Annotated in this window: 17 protein-coding genes; all 17 read left to right on the forward strand. The window is 62.5% G+C overall.

The features are described 5' to 3' along the window. Complete coding sequence (locus tag J9789_RS04980; RefSeq protein ID WP_348633633.1) at positions 1 to 561, forward strand: site-2 protease family protein; 561 nt, start codon at positions 1 to 3, stop codon at positions 559 to 561. Between the two features lie 135 nt (positions 562 to 696). After that, complete coding sequence (rplS, locus tag J9789_RS04985; protein WP_204704888.1) at positions 697 to 1,038, forward strand: 50S ribosomal protein L19; 342 nt, start codon at positions 697 to 699, stop codon at positions 1,036 to 1,038. 460 nt (positions 1,039 to 1,498) lie between these two features. Further along, on the forward strand, positions 1,499 to 3,505 hold the full coding sequence (locus tag J9789_RS04990) for an amidohydrolase family protein (RefSeq protein WP_209343046.1): 2,007 nt from the start codon (positions 1,499 to 1,501) through the stop codon (positions 3,503 to 3,505). 148 nt (positions 3,506 to 3,653) lie between these two features. Beyond that, on the forward strand, positions 3,654 to 4,508 hold the full coding sequence (gene ylqF / locus J9789_RS04995; RefSeq protein WP_209343048.1) for a ribosome biogenesis GTPase YlqF: 855 nt from the start codon (positions 3,654 to 3,656) through the stop codon (positions 4,506 to 4,508). A gap of 14 nt (positions 4,509 to 4,522) precedes the next feature. Then, positions 4,523 to 5,140: a ribonuclease HII gene (locus J9789_RS05000; protein ID WP_209343049.1), complete on the forward strand. Its 618-nt coding sequence runs from the start codon at positions 4,523 to 4,525 to the stop codon at positions 5,138 to 5,140. Next, on the forward strand, positions 5,137 to 5,508 hold the full coding sequence (locus J9789_RS05005) for a YraN family protein (RefSeq protein WP_209343051.1): 372 nt from the start codon (positions 5,137 to 5,139) through the stop codon (positions 5,506 to 5,508). The genes J9789_RS05000 and J9789_RS05005 overlap by 4 nt, the downstream gene beginning before the upstream one ends. 15 nt (positions 5,509 to 5,523) lie before the next feature. Then, positions 5,524 to 6,468 (forward strand): membrane dipeptidase, encoded by a 945-nt coding sequence (locus J9789_RS05010; protein WP_245185075.1) that lies wholly within the window; start codon positions 5,524 to 5,526, stop codon positions 6,466 to 6,468. After that, on the forward strand, positions 6,456 to 7,943 hold the full coding sequence (thrC, locus tag J9789_RS05015; RefSeq protein ID WP_209343053.1) for a threonine synthase: 1,488 nt from the start codon (positions 6,456 to 6,458) through the stop codon (positions 7,941 to 7,943). The genes J9789_RS05010 and thrC overlap by 13 nt, the downstream gene beginning before the upstream one ends. Further along, positions 7,944 to 8,624, forward strand: a complete 681-nt coding sequence (locus tag J9789_RS05020) for a metallophosphoesterase (protein WP_209343062.1) — start codon at positions 7,944 to 7,946, stop codon at positions 8,622 to 8,624. Between the two features lie 118 nt (positions 8,625 to 8,742). Next, on the forward strand, positions 8,743 to 10,161 hold the full coding sequence (gene tig / locus J9789_RS05025; protein WP_209343064.1) for a trigger factor: 1,419 nt from the start codon (positions 8,743 to 8,745) through the stop codon (positions 10,159 to 10,161). Between the two features lie 121 nt (positions 10,162 to 10,282). After that, complete coding sequence (locus tag J9789_RS05030) at positions 10,283 to 10,864, forward strand: ATP-dependent Clp protease proteolytic subunit (RefSeq protein ID WP_087334249.1); 582 nt, start codon at positions 10,283 to 10,285, stop codon at positions 10,862 to 10,864. An 85-nt stretch (positions 10,865 to 10,949) separates the two neighbouring features. Beyond that, positions 10,950 to 12,263 (forward strand): ATP-dependent Clp protease ATP-binding subunit ClpX, encoded by a 1,314-nt coding sequence (gene clpX / locus J9789_RS05035; RefSeq protein WP_209343066.1) that lies wholly within the window; start codon positions 10,950 to 10,952, stop codon positions 12,261 to 12,263. A gap of 106 nt (positions 12,264 to 12,369) precedes the next feature. After that, a complete protein-coding gene (gene lon / locus J9789_RS05040; protein ID WP_209343068.1) occupies positions 12,370 to 14,772 on the forward strand; it encodes an endopeptidase La in 2,403 nt (800 codons plus the stop codon). 45 nt (positions 14,773 to 14,817) lie between these two features. Continuing rightward, positions 14,818 to 15,417, forward strand: coding sequence for a ribosome biogenesis GTP-binding protein YihA/YsxC (gene yihA / locus J9789_RS05045; protein ID WP_209343070.1), 600 nt, complete (start codon positions 14,818 to 14,820; stop codon positions 15,415 to 15,417). After that, complete coding sequence (locus tag J9789_RS05050) at positions 15,414 to 16,166, forward strand: fumarylacetoacetate hydrolase family protein (protein WP_209343072.1); 753 nt, start codon at positions 15,414 to 15,416, stop codon at positions 16,164 to 16,166. Before yihA ends, J9789_RS05050 begins: the two co-directional genes overlap by 4 nt. A gap of 79 nt (positions 16,167 to 16,245) precedes the next feature. Beyond that, positions 16,246 to 16,965, forward strand: a complete 720-nt coding sequence (locus J9789_RS05055; protein ID WP_209343074.1) for a tyrosine-protein phosphatase — start codon at positions 16,246 to 16,248, stop codon at positions 16,963 to 16,965. A 3-nt stretch (positions 16,966 to 16,968) separates the two neighbouring features. After that, complete coding sequence (locus J9789_RS05060; RefSeq protein WP_209343076.1) at positions 16,969 to 17,679, forward strand: site-2 protease family protein; 711 nt, start codon at positions 16,969 to 16,971, stop codon at positions 17,677 to 17,679. Position 17,680 lies beyond the last annotated feature (1 nt).

Here is a 17,680-nt window from a genome sequence, read left to right on the forward strand (position 1 = left end):
GTGGAGATCACGGCAGGAGCCCTGCTGCTGTGGGCCCTGCTGTACTATCTGGACAGCGGCGGCATGGTGCCCCAGGTGCTGGCGGCCTGTGCCCTCCACGAGTTGGGCCACTATGCCGCCATCCGCCTGCTGGGCGGCCGGGTGGCCCGGCTGAAGATCACCTGTGTGGGGGCGGTGATGGTTCTGTCCGCCCGCTTTCCCCTGGGTCCCGCCCGGGAGCTGACCGCCGCCCTGGCCGGGCCGGCGGTCAATCTGCTGTGTGCCGGACTGTGGGCCGGGTTGGGGGAGCGGTGGTACTGCTTTGCAGGCATCCACCTGGCTCTGGGGCTCTTCAATCTACTGCCGGTGGGCCCTCTGGACGGCGGGCGGGCACTGGGGTGCCTGCTGGCGCTGGCCGGACACGAGGACTGGGCGGAGCCGGCGGTGGGAGTGCTCTCTGTCGGGCTGTGTATGGGCCTGACCATGGGGGCTCTGCTGCTGTGGCGGGCAGGGGAGTACAACCTGACCCTGCCTCTGATGGCGGTGTGGCTGCTGGCCACCCCCATTCGGATGAAAAAATGAAAATTCTGCTTGCATTTCCCCGCAGAGCATGATATACTATCTCGGACTCAATTAAAGGGCGGTCCTCTGCGGCTGCCGTCCAAAGAGACGGCGAAAACGGCCGGTACGAACGCCTATCAACAGGAGGAAATAAAAATGGATCTTATGCAGGCTTTCAGCGCCAAGTATCAGAAGGCTGAGCCCCCCGTGGCCAATGTGGGCGACACCGTCCGTGTGCACGTGCACATCAAGGAAGGCAACCGTGAGCGTATCCAGGTCTTCGAGGGTACCGTGATTGCCAAGAAGCACGGCGGCATCGAGGAGACCATCACCGTTCGCCGCGTGTCCTACGGTGTCGGTGTGGAGAAGGTCTTCCCCATCCACGCTCCCGCTGTGGAGAAGATCGAGATCGTCCGCAAGGGTAAGGTGCGCCGCGCCAAGCTGTATTACCTGCGTGACCGCGTGGGCAAGAGCGCCAAGGTTAAGGAGCGCATCTAATCCTATTCGATTCGTCCGGAAAAAGGAGAGAGACTGTCACAGTCTCTCTCCTTTTTTGTTGATGGAACCGAAGGCGCCCCCCCGGCTCAGCCGGTGGGGCGCCTTTTTCAGCAGAAAAGTGGCTCAAATTTGTTATTTTTATCGCAGTTCCGCAGGGAATCACCAGGTATTGCTTTGGTACTATTGAACAAAAAAGATGGGATAATATGTATTTCGGAGGGGGCGTTATGTGATGGGCGAAGTAAAAAAGTAAGTACGACGGAACAAAAAAAAGTGGAAAGAATGGATAAACTGCCGTCAGAAATGCATCAATATCGGTCCGGCACTTTTGAAAAAATGTATTGCAAAAGTCTAAACCCCATGGTACGCTACATACAGTGATTCCAACAGGAAAGGGGGACCGTACCGCAGCGCACACCGGGAAACCGAGAAAGAAGAATTGATTTAGGAGGCGAACCTTATGTTACGGAAACGTTTCGGACGCATTCTCTGCACATTGCTGACCCTCACGATGCTTCTCTCCCTCTTCCCCGCCTCTGCGGCAGGCACCGAGCCCGCCGACAGTGTGTACCGCAACGCGAAGATCTATACTGTAAACGAAGATTTTGACGTTGTCAGCGCCATCGCCATCAAGGGCGACCGCCTGGTGTATGTGGGCGATGAGGCCGGTGTGGAGGCCTACATCGGCAGCGGCACCAAGGTCGTGGACCTGGGCGGCAAGGTCATGGTCCCCGGCCTGGTGGAGGGCCACATGCACGTGGCCGGTTTGGGCAGCAGCCTGATGAATCTGGACTGCTTCTGGATGCCCAAGCAGGCCATTCTGGACCAGGTGAAGGCGGCGGCCGAGAAGGCCGAGCCCGGCCAGTGGATCCAGGGCCGCGGCTGGATGAACACCGTCTGGGAGAATACCGACTATCCCACCAAGGAAGAGCTGGACGCGGTGGCCCCCAATAACCCCGTGTTCCTGACCCGGGCCTGCGGCCACATGGGCTGGGCCAACAGCATGGCGCTGGAGCTGGGCGGCATTACCAAGGATACCCCCAATCCCCAGGGCGGCGAGTATCTGAAGAACGCGGACGGCGAGCCCTCCGGCTGCATGACCGATACCGCTATGAATCCCATCCGCGCCAAGATCCCAGACCTGACGCTGGAGCAGCAGCGGGAGGGCCTGCTGAAGGCCCAGGAGCAGCTGTTCTCCTACGGCCTGACTTCCGCGATGGACGCCGGCAACAGCATCCAGGTCTATGACCAGGTGTTCAAGCCTCTGTATGAGTCCGGCCAGCTGAAGCTGCGTGTGTACGGCATGATCTCCCACACCGCCGCCGACAACGAGACCGCGCAGTATCTGAAGGATCACCCCATCGACAACGAAAACTATGAGCCCCTGTACAACAACCACCTGAGCCTGCGCTGCGTGAAGATGTTTGCCGACGGCTCTCTGGGCGCCCGTTCCGCCGCCATGCTGGAGGAATACAGCGACCGCGCCGGCCACATCGGCGACTACCGCTACACCCAGGAAGAGGTGGACCCCATCGTCAAGGTGGCCTATGACGCCGGCTATCAGGTCGCGACGCACGCCATCGGCGACGGCGCCAACCACCAGATGATCAACGCCTACGAGGCGGCTATCAAGGCCAATCCCAGAGAGGACCACCGCCTGCGCATCGAGCACTTCCAGATCGTGACTCCCGAGGACATCGACCGGACTCTGGAGTTGGGCATCCTGCCCTCCATGCAGACCACCCACGCCACCTCTGATATGCTGGTGGCCGAGGACCGTGTGGGCTCCGAGCGCATCAAGACTTCCTACGCCTGGCGCACCATCCTGGACAAGGGCGGCATCATCCCCAACGGCTCCGACGCCCCCGTGGAGCTGGTCAACCCCTACCACGGCCTCTACGCCGCCGTGACCCGCCGCAACCGTCTGGGCTCCCCCGAGGGCGGCTGGCACATGGAGCAGGCCATGACCCGTGAGGAGGCCCTGCGCTCCTTCACCAACTGGTCCGCCTATGCCGAGTTCAACGAGGACATCAAGGGTTCTCTGGAAGTGGGCAAGCTGGCTGACTTCGTGGTCCTGGACCGCGACGTGATGACCTGCCCCGAGGAGGACATCAAGGACACCCAGGCGCTGCTCACCGTCTCCGGCGGCGAAGTGGTGTATACCCGGGACAACAGCAAGCCCACCGTCATGTGGAACGGCCTGCCCCTGACCTTCAACAGCCCCTTCCACATTGAGCCCGGCGTGGTCTACGCCTCCCTCAACGACCTGGCCAACGGCCTCACCGCCACCGTGACCAAGGACGGCTCCAAGGCCACCATCACCGTGGAAGACAAGACCGCCCAGGTGGACGTGAAGACGGTCAACGGTGTGGAGTACGTAGGCGTGCGCGCCCTCTTCGAGGGCCTGGGCCGCAATGTGACCTGGTACAGCCTCAGCTCCTGCATCTCCGTCGGCTGGCTCAAGTAAGTTTCCTTTTGCATCCAAAAGCGGCTCCGGTTCCATCCGGAGCCGCTTTTTTGTGCGGGTTGGCTCTTTTCAAACTACTACATCTTGTGTATAATGAAGGTTAAAATGCAGGCCCCTGCAAACGGGGCCGGATCGAGGAGGCGGGAATATGAATATTCAATGGTATCCCGGCCATATGACGAAGACACGGCGGCAGATCCAGGCGGATCTGAAGCTGGTAGACCTGGTGGCGGAGATCATCGACGCCCGCATCCCCATCTCCAGCCGGAACCCGGATATCGACGAGATCGTGGGGGATAAGCCCCGGCTCATCATCCTGAACCGGGCGGACCAGGCCGACCCCGCCATGAACAAGGTGTGGGGGGAGTGGTTCCGCAAGCAGGGCTGGTGGGTCATGGAGACCAACGCCCGGGACGGCAAGGGCGTCAACCAGTTCTCCTCCGCCATCAAGTCCGCCCTGAAGGACAAGATCGAGCAGTGGAAGGCCAAGGGCCTGGTGGGCCGTCCTGTGCGGGCCATGGTAGTGGGCGTCCCCAATGTAGGCAAGTCCACCTTCATCAACCAAGTAGCCAAGAAGAAGTCCGCCAAGGCGGGCAACAAGCCTGGCGTCACCCGGGGCAAGCAGTGGGTCAACGTGGACCCCGGCCTGGACCTGCTGGATACCCCCGGTATTCTGTGGCCCAAGTTTGAGGACGAGACCACTGGCATGCATTTGGCCTTTACAGGCGCTGTGAAGGATGAGATCATGGACCGGGAGACCCTGGCCTGCCACCTGATGGAGATCCTGGGCGCCCGGTATCCCCAGGCCATCACCGACCGCTACAAGGTGGAGCCCCAGCCCGGTCTGGCCGGTTGGGAGCTGTTGGAGGCCTGCGGCCGCAAGCGGGGCTTCCTCATCTCCGGCGGCGAGGTGGACACCGAGCGCATGGCCCGTGTGCTGCTGGAGGAGTACCGCAGCGGCAAGCTGGGTAACTTTACATTGGAGACACCGGAAGAGGTGTAAAGGAGTATACCTGTATGGATCTGTGGGAGCTGGAACGAGGCTGCTGGGCGGAAGGCCATAAGCTGGTGTGCGGCTGCGACGAGGCGGGGGCAGGCCCCCTGGCCGGTCCGGTGTACGCCGCGGCGGTGATTCTGCCCCGGGAGCTGGACATTCCCGGCCTGAACGACTCCAAAAAGCTGACCCCCAAAAAGCGGGACGGGCTTTATGATATCATCATCGAGCAGGCAGAGGCCTGGAGCGTGGCCTGGGTGGACCACCAGGAGATCGACGCCACCGACATCCTCAGTGCCCGGATGAACGCCATGCAGCGGGCCATTGACGGCCTGGCGATCCAGCCCGACTTCGCTCTCATCGACGGCAACCGGGACCACGGAAAGCAGGGAGCCGTCACCACGCCCCATGCAACGATTGTAAAGGGAGATTCCCTGTCGGCATCCATCGCCGCGGCCTCCATTCTGGCCAAGGTGAGCCGTGACCGGTACATGGAGGAGATGGCGGTCCAGTACCCCCAGTATGCCTTTGAAAAGCACAAGGGCTACCCCACCAAACTCCACTATGAGCGGCTGGACCAGTATGGCCCCTGTCCCATCCACCGCCTTACCTTTCTGAAAAAGCGGAGGAAGAAGGCGTGAGCGGGGGAGAGGCAAAGCTGCTGGGCCGGTGGGGAGAGGCCAAGACGGCGGAGCTCCTGCGGAAGCGGGGCTACACCATCCTGGCTGCCGGTTACCACTGCCGGTTCGGCGAGATCGACCTGATTGCAACAACTGACAAGTATTTATGCTTTATAGAAGTGAAGCTGCGGAAGAACGATTCCTTCGCCCCCGGACGGGCGGCGGTGGACAAGCGCAAGCAGCAGAAGCTGCGCACCACGGCGGAGTTCTATCTGGCGGAGCACCCGTCAGAGGGCCTTCAGCCCCGGTTTGACGTGGCGGAGCTGTACGCCCCGCAGGGTATGGCCACCAGGGAGCCGGAGTTTCACTACTGGGAAAATGCATTTTAAAAGGAGGCGGGAGCATTGCCGGAGATCGACGTCTTTGACGGACACTGTGACACGGTGCTCATGTGCTATTTGAAGGGCGGCGGCTTTGGCCGCAACGGCTACCATGTGGATCTGGAGCGGGCGGGGAAGTACCGCCGGTACGCCCAGTTCTTTGCCCTCTTCGGGCAGCCGGAGGACTTTCCTGGGATGTCTTTTGGGGAGATCTTCCGGACGGAGTACGGCATCTTCGCCCGGGAGATGGAGCAGAACGCCGCTGTGATCACCCACTGCCGCACGGCCCAGGAGGCGGAGGACGCCTTTGCCGCCGGAAAGATGGCGGCCTTCCTGTCGGTGGAGGGGGCGGAGGTGCTGGACTGCTCCCCGGAGCGGCTGGAGGAGGCCCACGGCCTGGGTGTCCGGGCGGTGAATCCGGTGTGGAACCGGGCCAACGCCCTGGGCGGCACCAACGCGGAGGAGACCGACAAGGGCCTGACGGCCCAGGGAAAGGTGTTCGTCCGCAAGGCGGAGCAGCTGGGGGTGCTGGTGGATGTGTCCCACCTGTCCGACCCGGGGTTCTGGGATGTGGCGGACACCCTGTCCGGTCCCTTTTTCGCCAGCCATTCCAACAGCCGGTCGGTGTTTTCTCATCCGCGGAACTTGACCGACGCGCAATTTACTGCCATAATAGACCACAACGGTGTGGCGGGGCTCAACCTGTTCACCGAGTTCGTGGGCGGGAAGGCGGATCTGGACGCTGCCGCCGCCCATCTGGACCACTGGCTGGAGCTGGGGGGCGAGAAGAACATCGCTCTGGGCGGCGACCTGGACGGGTGCAGCCCGCTGGCCGGCAATATGGCCGGGGTCCAGGACTATGAACGGCTTTACCACTTCCTGCAGGCGCAGGGCTACAGCGAGGCCCTTTTGCAGGATCTGTTCTTCAATAATCTGATGAGGGTAGTGAGCAAAGTATGTACTATGTAAGCACGAGAAACAAGCAGGACCGCTGCACCGCGGCCCAGGCCATTGCCCAGGGGCTGGCCTCCGACGGCGGTCTGATGACCCCTGAGGTCTTTCCCAAGCTGTCCCCCAATGGCCTGAATACCATGCGGGATATGTCCTATCAGCAGCGGGCCGTCTTTGTGATGAATTCCTATCTGGACGACTTCACCTCCTCCGAGCTGACCTCTTACGCCGCCAAGGCCTACAGCAGCGCCAAGTTCGACGAGCCTGAGGTGGCTCCCGTCCGCCAGGTGGATGACAACACCTACTGCCTGGAGCTGTGGCACGGTCCCACCTGCGCCTTCAAGGATATGGCCCTGCAGATGCTGCCCCACCTGCTCACCGCCTCTCTGAAGAAGAATCAGGAGACCAAGACGGTGTGCATCCTGGTGGCTACCTCCGGCGATACCGGCAAGGCCGCCCTGGAGGGCTTCCGGGACGTGGATCGCACCCGCATCCTGGTGTTCTATCCCAAGGACGGCGTGTCCGCCATCCAGGAGCTGCAGATGAACACCCAGGACGGCGGCAACGTGGGCGTCTGCTCTGTGGTGGGCAACTTTGACGACGCCCAGACCGGCGTGAAGAAGCTCTTCTCCGACGAGGCTCTGCGGGAGCAGCTGGCCGAGCGTGGCTTCTTCCTGTCCTCCGCCAACTCCATCAACTGGGGCCGGGTGCTGCCTCAGATCGTCTACTACATCTCGGCCTACTGCGACCTGCTGCGGGACGAGAAGATCCAGAAGGGGGACCCCATCAACGTCTGCGTCCCCACCGGCAACTTCGGCAACATCCTGGCGGCCTACTACGCCAAGGAGATGGGCGTGCCCATCAACAAGCTGATCTGCGCCTCCAACTCCAACAACGTGCTCACCGACTTCATCCGTACCGGTCAGTACGACCGCAACCGCACCTTCTACAACACCATGTCTCCCTCCATGGACATCCTGATCTCCTCCAACCTGGAGCGGATGCTCTTCGCCCTCAGTGAGCAGAATGACGCCGAGGTACGGGAGTACATGAACCAGCTGAACACCAGCGGCCTGTACAAGGTGAGCCCCGCCATCCAGACCAAGCTCACCAAACTCTTCGCCGCCGGCTGCTGCGACGATGCCCAGACCCAGAAGGTCATCGGCCAGATGTGGAAGGACCACAGCTACCTTATCGATCCCCACACCGCCGTGGCCTTCGACGTGCTGAACCAGTACCGTCAGGAGACCGGCGACAACACCCCCGCCGTGGTGGTGTCCACCGCCAGCCCCTTCAAGTTCTGCGACAGCGTGCTGGGCGCTCTGGGCGTCACCGAGCTGGCGGAGGGTACCGCCATCCTGGACCAGCTGTCCGAGCTCACCGGCGTGCCGGTGCCCGCGCCCCTGGCCGCCCTGAAGAACAAGAGCCCCCGGTTCGACCAGACGGTGGAAAAGGACCACATGGTGGACCAGGTGCTGGAGATGCTCAAGTAAATGGCCCTGTTTGTCATCGGCGACACCCACCTCTCCCTCCGCTCCAACAAGCCCATGGACGTGTTCGGCGGCGGCTGGGAGGGCTACGTGGACAAGCTGCGGGAAGGGTTTCAGGACGTGGGTCCTGAGGACACCGTGGTGCTGTGCGGCGATCTGTCCTGGGGCATGAGCCTGGAGGAGGCGGAGGCTGACTTCGCCTTTCTGGACGGTCTTCCCGGTGCCCGCAAGCTGATGCTCAAGGGCAACCACGACTACTGGTGGAACACCGCCTCCAAAATGAACCGCTTTTTCGCCGAAAAGGGCTTTTCCACCCTGAATATCCTACACAACAACTGCTATGAGTACAGGGAGTACGCCCTGTGCGGCACCCGCGGTTGGTTTTACGAGGAGAAGGGGGAGCAGAAGGTCTTCAACCGGGAGCTCATCCGGCTGGAGGCCTCCCTGAAGGCGGCGGGGGAGAGGAAGAAGCTGTGCTTTCTCCACTACCCGCCCCTCTACCAGGGCTACCGCTGTCCGGAGATCATCGCCCTGCTGGAGCGGTATGAAGTGGAGGCCTGTTACTATGGCCATCTCCACGGCGGAAGCCACCGTCTGGCGGTGGAAGGAAAGTACGGACCGGTGGCCTATCACCTGGTCGCGGCGGACTATGTTGGGTTCCGTCCGCAAAAAATCCTGGAATAATTCAAAAAAACTATGGCAATTTCCGCGCATATCTGATAATATATAGCGGATAACGCGAAAGCTGCCCCGTCCCAAACCAAGGTTTAGGCCCCGGGGCTGACAGGAGGAAGTTAACAAGATGAATGTCAAAAGCGTCGAGAAGCAGGAAAAGAGCGCCGTTCAGCTGGTCATCGAGATCGGCGGCGAGGAGTTTGAGGCCGCGGTCCAGAAGGCTTATCTGAAGCAGCGCAACAAGATCAACGTGCCCGGTTTCCGGAAGGGCAAGGCTCCCCGGAAGATCATCGAGGGTATGTTCGGCTCCGGCGTGTTCTATGAAGATGCCATCAACGAGCTCTACCCCAAGGCTTACGCCGAGGCCGTGGAGCAGGAGAAGCTGGACGTGGTGTCCTGGCCCAACGTGGAGGTTGTGGAGGCCGGCAAGGACGGCCTGACCTTCAAGGCTACCGTCACCGTCCGTCCCGAGGTGAAGCTGGGCGAGTACAAGGGCCTCACCGCTGAGAAGGAAGAGGTCAAGATCACCGACGAGGATATCGACAACGAACTCAAGCCCTACATCAACCGCGCCAGCCGCATGGTGACCGTGGAGCGTGAGGCTCAGAACGGCGACACCGTGGTCATCGACTTCGAGGGCTTCAAGGACGGCGTGCCCTTCGACGGCGGTAAGGCAGAGGGCCACAGCCTGGAGCTGGGCTCCGGCGCCTTCATCCCCGGCTTCGAGGATCAGCTGGTTGGCACCAAGGCCGGCGACGAGAAGGACGTCAACGTGACCTTCCCCGAGGAGTATCACGCTGAGGAACTGGCCGGCGCCCCCGTGGTCTTCAAGGTGAAGGTCCACGAGGTCAAGGAGAAGCAGCTGCCCACCATCGACGACGAGTTCGCCAAGGACGTGTCCGAGTTTGACACCCTGGAGGCCTTCAAGAAGGATCTGGCCGACAAGCTGACCCAGCGCCGCGAGGCTCAGGCCAAGCGCGCCTTTGAGGCTGCCATCATGGAGCAGGTCATGGACAACATGGAGGTGGAGATCCCCGACGCCATGGTGGCCTATGAGACCGACCAGATGGTGGAGGACATGGCCCGCCGCGTGCAGGCTCAGGGCATTCCCTTCGAGCAGTATATGGCTATGACCGGCATGACCATCGACATCGTCCGCACTCAGGCCGCTGCCGCCGCCATGGAGCGCGTGCGCCGCGATCTGGCTCTGGGCGCCGTGGTTGCCGCCGAGAACATCGAGATCTCCGACGAGGACCTGGAGGCCGAGTACAAGCGCCTGGCCGACGAGTACCACATGGAGCTGGATCAGGTCAAGGCTGCCGCTCCCGCTGAGGACGTGAAGAAGGGCCTGGCCCTCCAGAAGGCCGAGCAGGTCATCTATGACAGCGCCAAGGTGGGCAAGGCTCCCGCCAAGAAGACCACCAAGAAGAAGGCCGAGGAGGCCGAGGGTGAGGCCGCCGAGGGCGAGGAGAAGCCCAAGAAGCGCCGCACCACCAAGAAGAAGACCGAGGAGGCCCCCGCTGAGGAGGCCAAGACCGAGGAATAAGACGCCGCAGGGTGGGCATACTTTGAGGTAAGCCTGCCCAAGGGTGGGGATGGTCCGGGGCCCGGGTCTCTGAGAGGGAGGCCCGGTGCCCTGACATCAGAATAAAGGAGTTTTCGCAATCATGAGCTTAGTACCCTATGTAGTGGAGCAAACCAATCGGGGCGAGCGGTCCTACGACATTTTCTCCCGTCTGCTCAACGACCGCATCATCTTCCTGGGCGAGGAGGTCAACGCGACCACTGCCAGTCTGGTGGTGGCCCAGCTGCTGTACCTGGAGGCCCAGGACCCGGATAAGGACATTCAGTTCTATATCAACAGCCCCGGCGGCTCTGTCACCGACGGTATGGCCATCTACGATACCATGCAGTACATCAAATGTGATGTGTCTACCATCTGCATCGGTATGGCGGCCAGCATGGGGGCCTTCCTGCTCTCTTCCGGCGCCAAGGGGAAGCGTCTGGCGCTGCCTAACGCGGAGATCATGATCCATCAGCCCTCCGCCGGCACCCAGGGCCAGATCACCGATATGGCCATTCACCTGAAGCGTCTGGAGATCATCAAGAAGCGCATGAACCAGATCCTGGCCGACAACACCGGCCGGAACGTGGAGGAAGTCACCGCCGCCTGCGAGCGGGACAACTTCATGTCTGCCGAGGAAGCCAAGAACTTCGGCCTCATCGACAAGGTCATCTATTCCCGGTAATCTGCGGGGGAGCGGGGAGGAAACGCCCCGCTCCCTTTCCGGCTTTTTGCACGGTTCCTAATCCAGAGTACTATGAGGTAAGAATATGCCAAAAAATGACGAGCGCAAAAGCGTACGCTGTTCCTTTTGCGGCAAGCACCAGGACCAGGTGGCCCGTATCATTGCCGGTCCCGGCGCCTATATCTGCAACGAGTGCGTCCACCTGTGCATGAGCATTCTGGACGACAACTATGACCCGGAGGAGACCGTATCCCCCGACATCCCTGACGTGATCCCCACCCCCCGGGAGATCCGGGATGTGCTGGATCAGTATATCATCGGCCAAGAGGACGCCAAGGTGGCGCTGTCCGTGGCGGTGTACAACCACTATAAGCGCATCTACTTCGGCGGCGGGGACGACGTGGAGCTCCAGAAGAGCAACATCCTGCTCATGGGTCCCACCGGCTGCGGCAAGACCCTCTTTGCCCAGACCCTGGCCCGCATCCTGAAGGTGCCCTTCGCCATCGCCGACGCCACCACCCTCACCGAGGCGGGCTACGTGGGCGACGACGTGGAGAACATCTTGCTGCGCCTGGTCCAGGCCGCCGATTACGACATGGAGCTGGCCGAGCGGGGCATCATCTACGTGGATGAGATCGACAAGATCGCCCGCAAGAGCGAGAATACCTCCATCACCCGTGATGTGTCCGGCGAGGGCGTGCAGCAGGCCCTGCTGAAGATCCTGGAGGGTACTGTGGCCAATGTGCCTCCCCAGGGCGGCCGCAAGCACCCCCACCAGGAGTTCATCCAGATCAACACCAAGAATATCCTCTTTATCTGCGGCGGCGCGTTCGACGGGATGGAGAAGATCATCGAGCAGCGCCTGGACAAGAAGACCATCGGCTTCGGCGCTGAGATCCAGAGTAAGAAGGAGAAGGACACCGCCATCTTCAAGGAGGTCCAGCCTCACGACCTGCTGAAGTTCGGCATCATCCCCGAGCTGGTGGGCCGCCTGCCGGTGATCACCACCCTTAACGCCCTGGACAAGGACCAGCTGGTGCGCATCCTCACCGAGCCCAAGAACGCCCTGGTGAAGCAGTACCAGAAGCTGCTGGAGTACGACATGGTGGATCTCACCTTTGATACCGCCGCCCTGGAGGCGGCCGCCGACAAGGCCATCGAGCGTGGCATCGGCGCCCGCGGCCTGCGTGCGGTGCTGGAGGAGGTCATGACCCAGGTCATGTACGATGTGCCCTCCGACCCCACCATCACCAAGGTGACGATTACCGCTGAAAGTGTTAAGGATCACGCGGCCCCCGCCGTGGAGCACGACCCGGAGCGCACCAACCGTCCCCGGCTGGGCGGCGCTTCCCTCCACGCCGAGCACGGCGGAAAGGCGCCCAAGGGCAACGTGTCCTGACCCACAACCATAAGAGCATGACAGGAGACAGGAACCGGGAGACTGGGCAGGACCGGCCGCCCTCGGTCCTGTCTCCTCTTTCATATCCCGGAGAGGAGGGAATCCCATGCAACAAACCAATCTGCCAGCCGTTATGCCCGCCCTGGCTCTGCGGGGGCTGACCATTTTCCCCAATATGATGCTCCACTTCGATGTGGGCCGGGAGGCCTCCATCAAGGCCCTGGACGAGTCCATGACCTCCGGCCAGCCTATTTTCCTGGTGGCCCAGCGCGACATGGCGGTGGAGGACCCCAAGGAGGAGGACCTCTACCGTATCGGCACCATCAGCACCGTGCGCCAGATTCTCCGCCTGCCCGGCGGCAACGTGCGGGTCATGGTGGAGGGCGTCAGCCGTGGCCGTCTCCAGTGCCTGACCCAGACCACGCCCTACTTCACCGCCCAGGTGGAGGAGATCCAGGAGGAGAAGCAGGTGCGCCGCTCCGCCCGCACCGAGGCGCTGATGCGCCAGACCTACGATCTGTTTGAAAACTACATCGACCTGGCCCCCAAGATGACCCCCGACATCCTGTTGTCGGTGCTCTCCAGCGAGGAGCCGGGCTACATCGCCGACTACATCGCCCAGAACCTGCCCATGCGCACCGGGGACAAGCAGGTCATCCTGGAGGAGCTCCGTCCCGTCCGCCGTCTGGAGAAGCTGTGCCAGAACCTCCGCCGGGAGGTGGCCATCCTGGAGCTGGAGCACGAGATGCAGGATAAGGTGCGGGACCAGCTCACCCGCAGCCAGCGGGACTACGTGCTGCGGGAGCAGCTGAAGGTCCTGCAGCAGGAGCTGGGGGAGGACGGCCAGGGGGACAGCGAGCTTGCCGAGTACCGGCAGCGCATCGCCCAGGCCAAGCTGCCCCAGGAGGTGGCGGACAAGCTGAACAAGGAGCTGGGCCGGCTGGAGAAGCAGCCCTTCGGCTCCGCCGAGGCCACCGTGCTGCGTAACTACCTGGACACCGTGCTGGAGCTGCCCTGGGGCAAGCATACCAAGGAGCGGGTCAACGTGGAGGCCGCCCGCAAGGTGCTGGACGGCGACCACTACGGTCTGGAGAAGGTAAAGGAGCGCATCCTGGAGTTCCTGGCCGTCAAGCAGCTGGCCCCCCAGCTGAAGGGGCAGATTCTCTGCCTGGTGGGTCCGCCCGGCGTGGGCAAGACCTCCATCTCCACCAGCGTGGCCAAGGCCATCCACCGGAACATGGCCCGCATCTCTCTGGGCGGCGTCCATGACGAGGCCGAGATCCGTGGCCACCGAAAGACTTATGTGGGCGCCATGCCCGGCCGCATCATTGCCGCCATCAAGCAGGCCGACAGCTGCAATCCGCTGCTGCTGCTGGACGAGATCGACAAGCTGGGCAACGACCAGCGGGGCGACCCTGCCTCTGCGCTGCTGGAGGTGCTGGACGCCGAGCAGAACAGCACCTTCCGGGACCACTTCCTGGAGGTGCCCTTCGACCTGTCCGACGTGCTTTTCATCACCACCGCCAATACCCTGGACACCATCCCTCGGCCCCTGCTGGACCGGATGGAGGTCATTGAGCTGACCAGCTACACCGACGAGGAGAAGGTGGAGATCGCCAAACGCCACCTGATCCCCAAGCAGCTCAAGCGCCACGGACTGACGAAAGCCAAGTTCAAGCTGTCCGACGACGGCCTGCGGGCCCTCATCCGGGGCTACACCCGGGAGTCCGGCGTGCGTATCCTGGAGCGGCAGATCGGCGCCCTGTGCCGTAAGGCTGCCATGCGCCTGGTGACAGGGACTGTAAAGTCTGTCAGCATGACTGAAAAGAACCTGGAAGAGTTCTTGGGCATCCCCAGATATCACCCCGACCGTATCCCCCAGACCGAGCAGGTGGGCGTGGTCAACGGCCTGGCCTGGACCAGCGTGGGAGGCGAGATCCTGGAGGTGGAGGTGGCCGTGGTGCCCGGCACCGGCAAGGCGGAGCTCACCGGTAACTTGGGCGACGTCATGAAGGAGTCCGCCCATGCCGCCCTGACCTACATCCGCAGCCGTGCCGCCCAGCTGGGCATAGAGGCCGACTTCTACAAGACGAAGGACATCCACATCCACTTCCCGGAGGGAGCGGTGCCCAAGGATGGCCCCTCCGCCGGTATTGCCATCACCACCGCCATGGTGTCCGCCCTCACCGGCATGCCGGTTAAGGCGGAGTTGGCAATGACAGGCGAGGTTACTTTACGGGGCAGAGTGCTCCCCATCGGCGGCCTGAAGGAAAAGACCATGGCCGCCTACCGCAACGGCATCCGCACCGTCATCGTGCCGGCGGACAACGAGAAGGATCTGGAGGAGATCGATCCCACCGTTAAGGCAGGCCTGCGGTTTGTCACCGTGGAGCAGGTGGACCAGGTGCTGGCCGAGGCTCTTGACCTGAAGGTCAGTGACCCCACGGACCAGATGACCCAGCCCCACGCCCCGGCCCAGACCGCCGAGCGCCCCAACCTGCGCCAGTAAGACGGGGGCAAACCCCCGCCGCGCATACACATTTGGGAGGTAATTATGCCCATCAATCTGCAAAAAGCGGAATTTGTCCGCTCCGCCGCCAAGGCGTCCGACTTTCCCCGGGACCGGCTGGCCCAGGTGGCCTTTGCCGGCCGGTCCAACGTGGGCAAATCGTCGGTGATCAACCGGCTGCTGAACCGGAAGAACTTTGCCCGGGTGGGCGCCGCCCCCGGCAAGACCACCCACATCAACTACTTCCTCATCGACTCCGCCTTCTACCTGGTGGACCTGCCGGGCTACGGCTACGCCAAGGTGTCCATGGCGGAGAAGCAGCGGTGGGGCCGCCTCATGGAGGAGTGGTTTGCCGACCCCTCTCTCATGACCCTGGGGCTGATGATCGTGGATTCCCGCCACAAGCCCACCGCCGACGACTGCACCATGGCCCAGTGGTTCAAGAACAGCGGCAAGCCCTTTGCCGTGGTGGCCAACAAGCTGGACAAGCTGCGCAAGAGCGACATCGAGCCCAACCTGGCCCGCATCCGGGAGACCCTGGAGCTGGACGAGAGTGTAAAGGTAATTCCCTTTTCGGCTGAGAAGGGAGACGGCAAGCAGGAACTGCTCAATCTGATTCTGGACCATGCGGAGGGACTGGCATGAGATATGTAAAGCTGCTGCGGGACGGCAAGGGCGTGTGGGGTGTGCTTCAGGGGGACCTGGTGCGTACCCTGACCAAGCCTCCCTTTGAGGAGATCTGCTACGACGGAGAGAGCCTGCCCCTGGAGGCCTGCCGTCTGGTGGCTCCCTGCGAGGCCACCAAGATCGTGTGCGTAGGCAAGAACTACTACGACCACGCCGTGGAGATGGGGGAGGGCGTGCCCGAGCAGCCCATCCTCTTCCTGAAGGCCCCCAATACCCTCAACCACCCGGAGGGGACCGTCCACGCCCCCGCCTTTGTGGGACGGCTGGACTATGAGGGAGAGCTGGCCTTCGTCATCCGCCGCCGTGCAAAGGATGTAAAGGTAGAGCACTTTGCAGACTATATCCTGGGCTACACCTGCCTCAACGACGTCACCGCCCGTGACGTGCAGAAGGGGGACGGCCAGTGGACCCGGGGCAAGAGCATGGACGGCTTTGCCCCCATTGGCCCCGTGGTCACCGACGAGGTGGACCCCGCTGCTCTGGCCATCGAGACCCGGCTCAACGGGACGGTGGTGCAGCAGGGGAACACCAGCCAGTTCATGACGGCGGTGCCCCAGCTGCTGGAGTTCATCACGGCCTCCATGACCCTGGAGCCCGGCGACGTGGTGACCACCGGAACCCCGGCGGGCATCGGCCCCATGGTGCCCGGCGACACCGTGGAGGTCACCGTCCAGGGCATCGGCACCCTGCGGAACCATATCGTTTGAGTGCATACCGGACCGGCGGCCAGACCCGCCGGTCCGGCTTGTGTTTTTCGGGAAAATTTGATATAATCGGAATCAAATTATGGACGAAAGAGAGGGGACCGGGATGGAGCGGCGGATCGTGCTGGGGAAGATGCTCAACCTGCGGGATCTGGGCGGCTATCCCGCGTCGGAGGGGAGGACCACCCGGTGGGGCACCCTGCTGCGGGGGGACAACCCCATGGGGCTGTCCGACGCCGACGCCGCCTGGCTGCTGGAGCGTGGCTTCACCACCGTCATCGACCTGCGCAGCCCGGCGGAGCGGGACCATCTGCCCGACGAGCTGGAGCACCGGCCCGGCTTCTCCTATCACTTCATCCCCATGTCCGGCGGCGAGAAGCTGCCCAACGAGGAGGAGCTCATCGGTCTGGGCTATTTTCGCACTTTGGAGCGCAAGGAGATCGTGCGCACGGTGCTGGAGACCATCGCCGAGGCCCCCGGAGGCGTGCTCTTCCACTGCATGTCGGGGAAGGACCGCACCGGCTGCATTGCCGCCCTGCTGCTCACCCTGGTGGGGGTGGACAAGCTGGACATTCTGGCCGACTACCAGGTGTCCGAGCTGTACATCCGCCCGGTGATCCGGTGGATGAGGGAGACCCGGGAAAACCTGCCCGCCTATGTGGGCTCCTCCAAGCCGGAGTACCTGGAGGACTGCCTGGACCGGCTGGAGGGGACCTACGGCTCCGTCATGGAGTACCTGCGTGCCGCCGGGCTCACCGAGGACACGCTGAACAAGCTGAAAGACAAGCTGCTGGAGGAATAGCCATTGGGTTCTTTGAGTGAATTTGCCTGGCATATGGACTGGTGGGGACTCATCACCCTGCTCATCAGCGCCGTGGCCGCCCTGCTTTGCATTACGCTCCACGAGCTGTCCCACGGCATGATGGCCTATCGGCTGGGGGACCCCACTGCCAAGAACGCTGGACGGCTCACCCTCAACCCCATCAAGCACCTGGACCTGATGGGCCTTTTGATGATGGTGGTGGCCAAGGTGGGCTGGGCCAAGCCGGTGCCCGTCAATATGCGCTACTTCAAGCACCCCAAGTGGGGGATGGCCCTCACCGCGCTGGCAGGCCCCTTGGCCAACTTCCTCACCGCTCTTGTAGCGGTGGGCCTGTCCTCGGCCATCTGGCACTTTGCTCCTCTGGGGCGGGTGAGCCTGCTCATCCTGTGTTTTCTGTCCAATATGGCCCTGTTGGGGGTGGGCATGGGCCTGTTCAACCTGATCCCCATTTCTCCCCTGGACGGGTCCAAGATCCTCTTCGCCCTGCTGCCTGACCGGGCCTACTATACCATCCTCAAGTACGAGAAGTATGTGATGGGCCTGCTCATTGTCCTGGTGCTGCTGGGGGCCTTCAACAAGCCCCTGACCTTCCTGATGATCCAGTGCCTCCGGGGGCTTTGTGCCCTCACCGGCATGCCCCTGGAGTGGCTGCTCTACCTCCAGGATGTGTCCGCCATTCTGAACCTGTTCTGAG

Origin of the sequence: Flavonifractor sp. AGMB03687 (genome assembly GCF_017811815.1) — a bacterium.
Taxonomy (GTDB): domain Bacteria; phylum Bacillota; class Clostridia; order Oscillospirales; family Oscillospiraceae; genus Flavonifractor.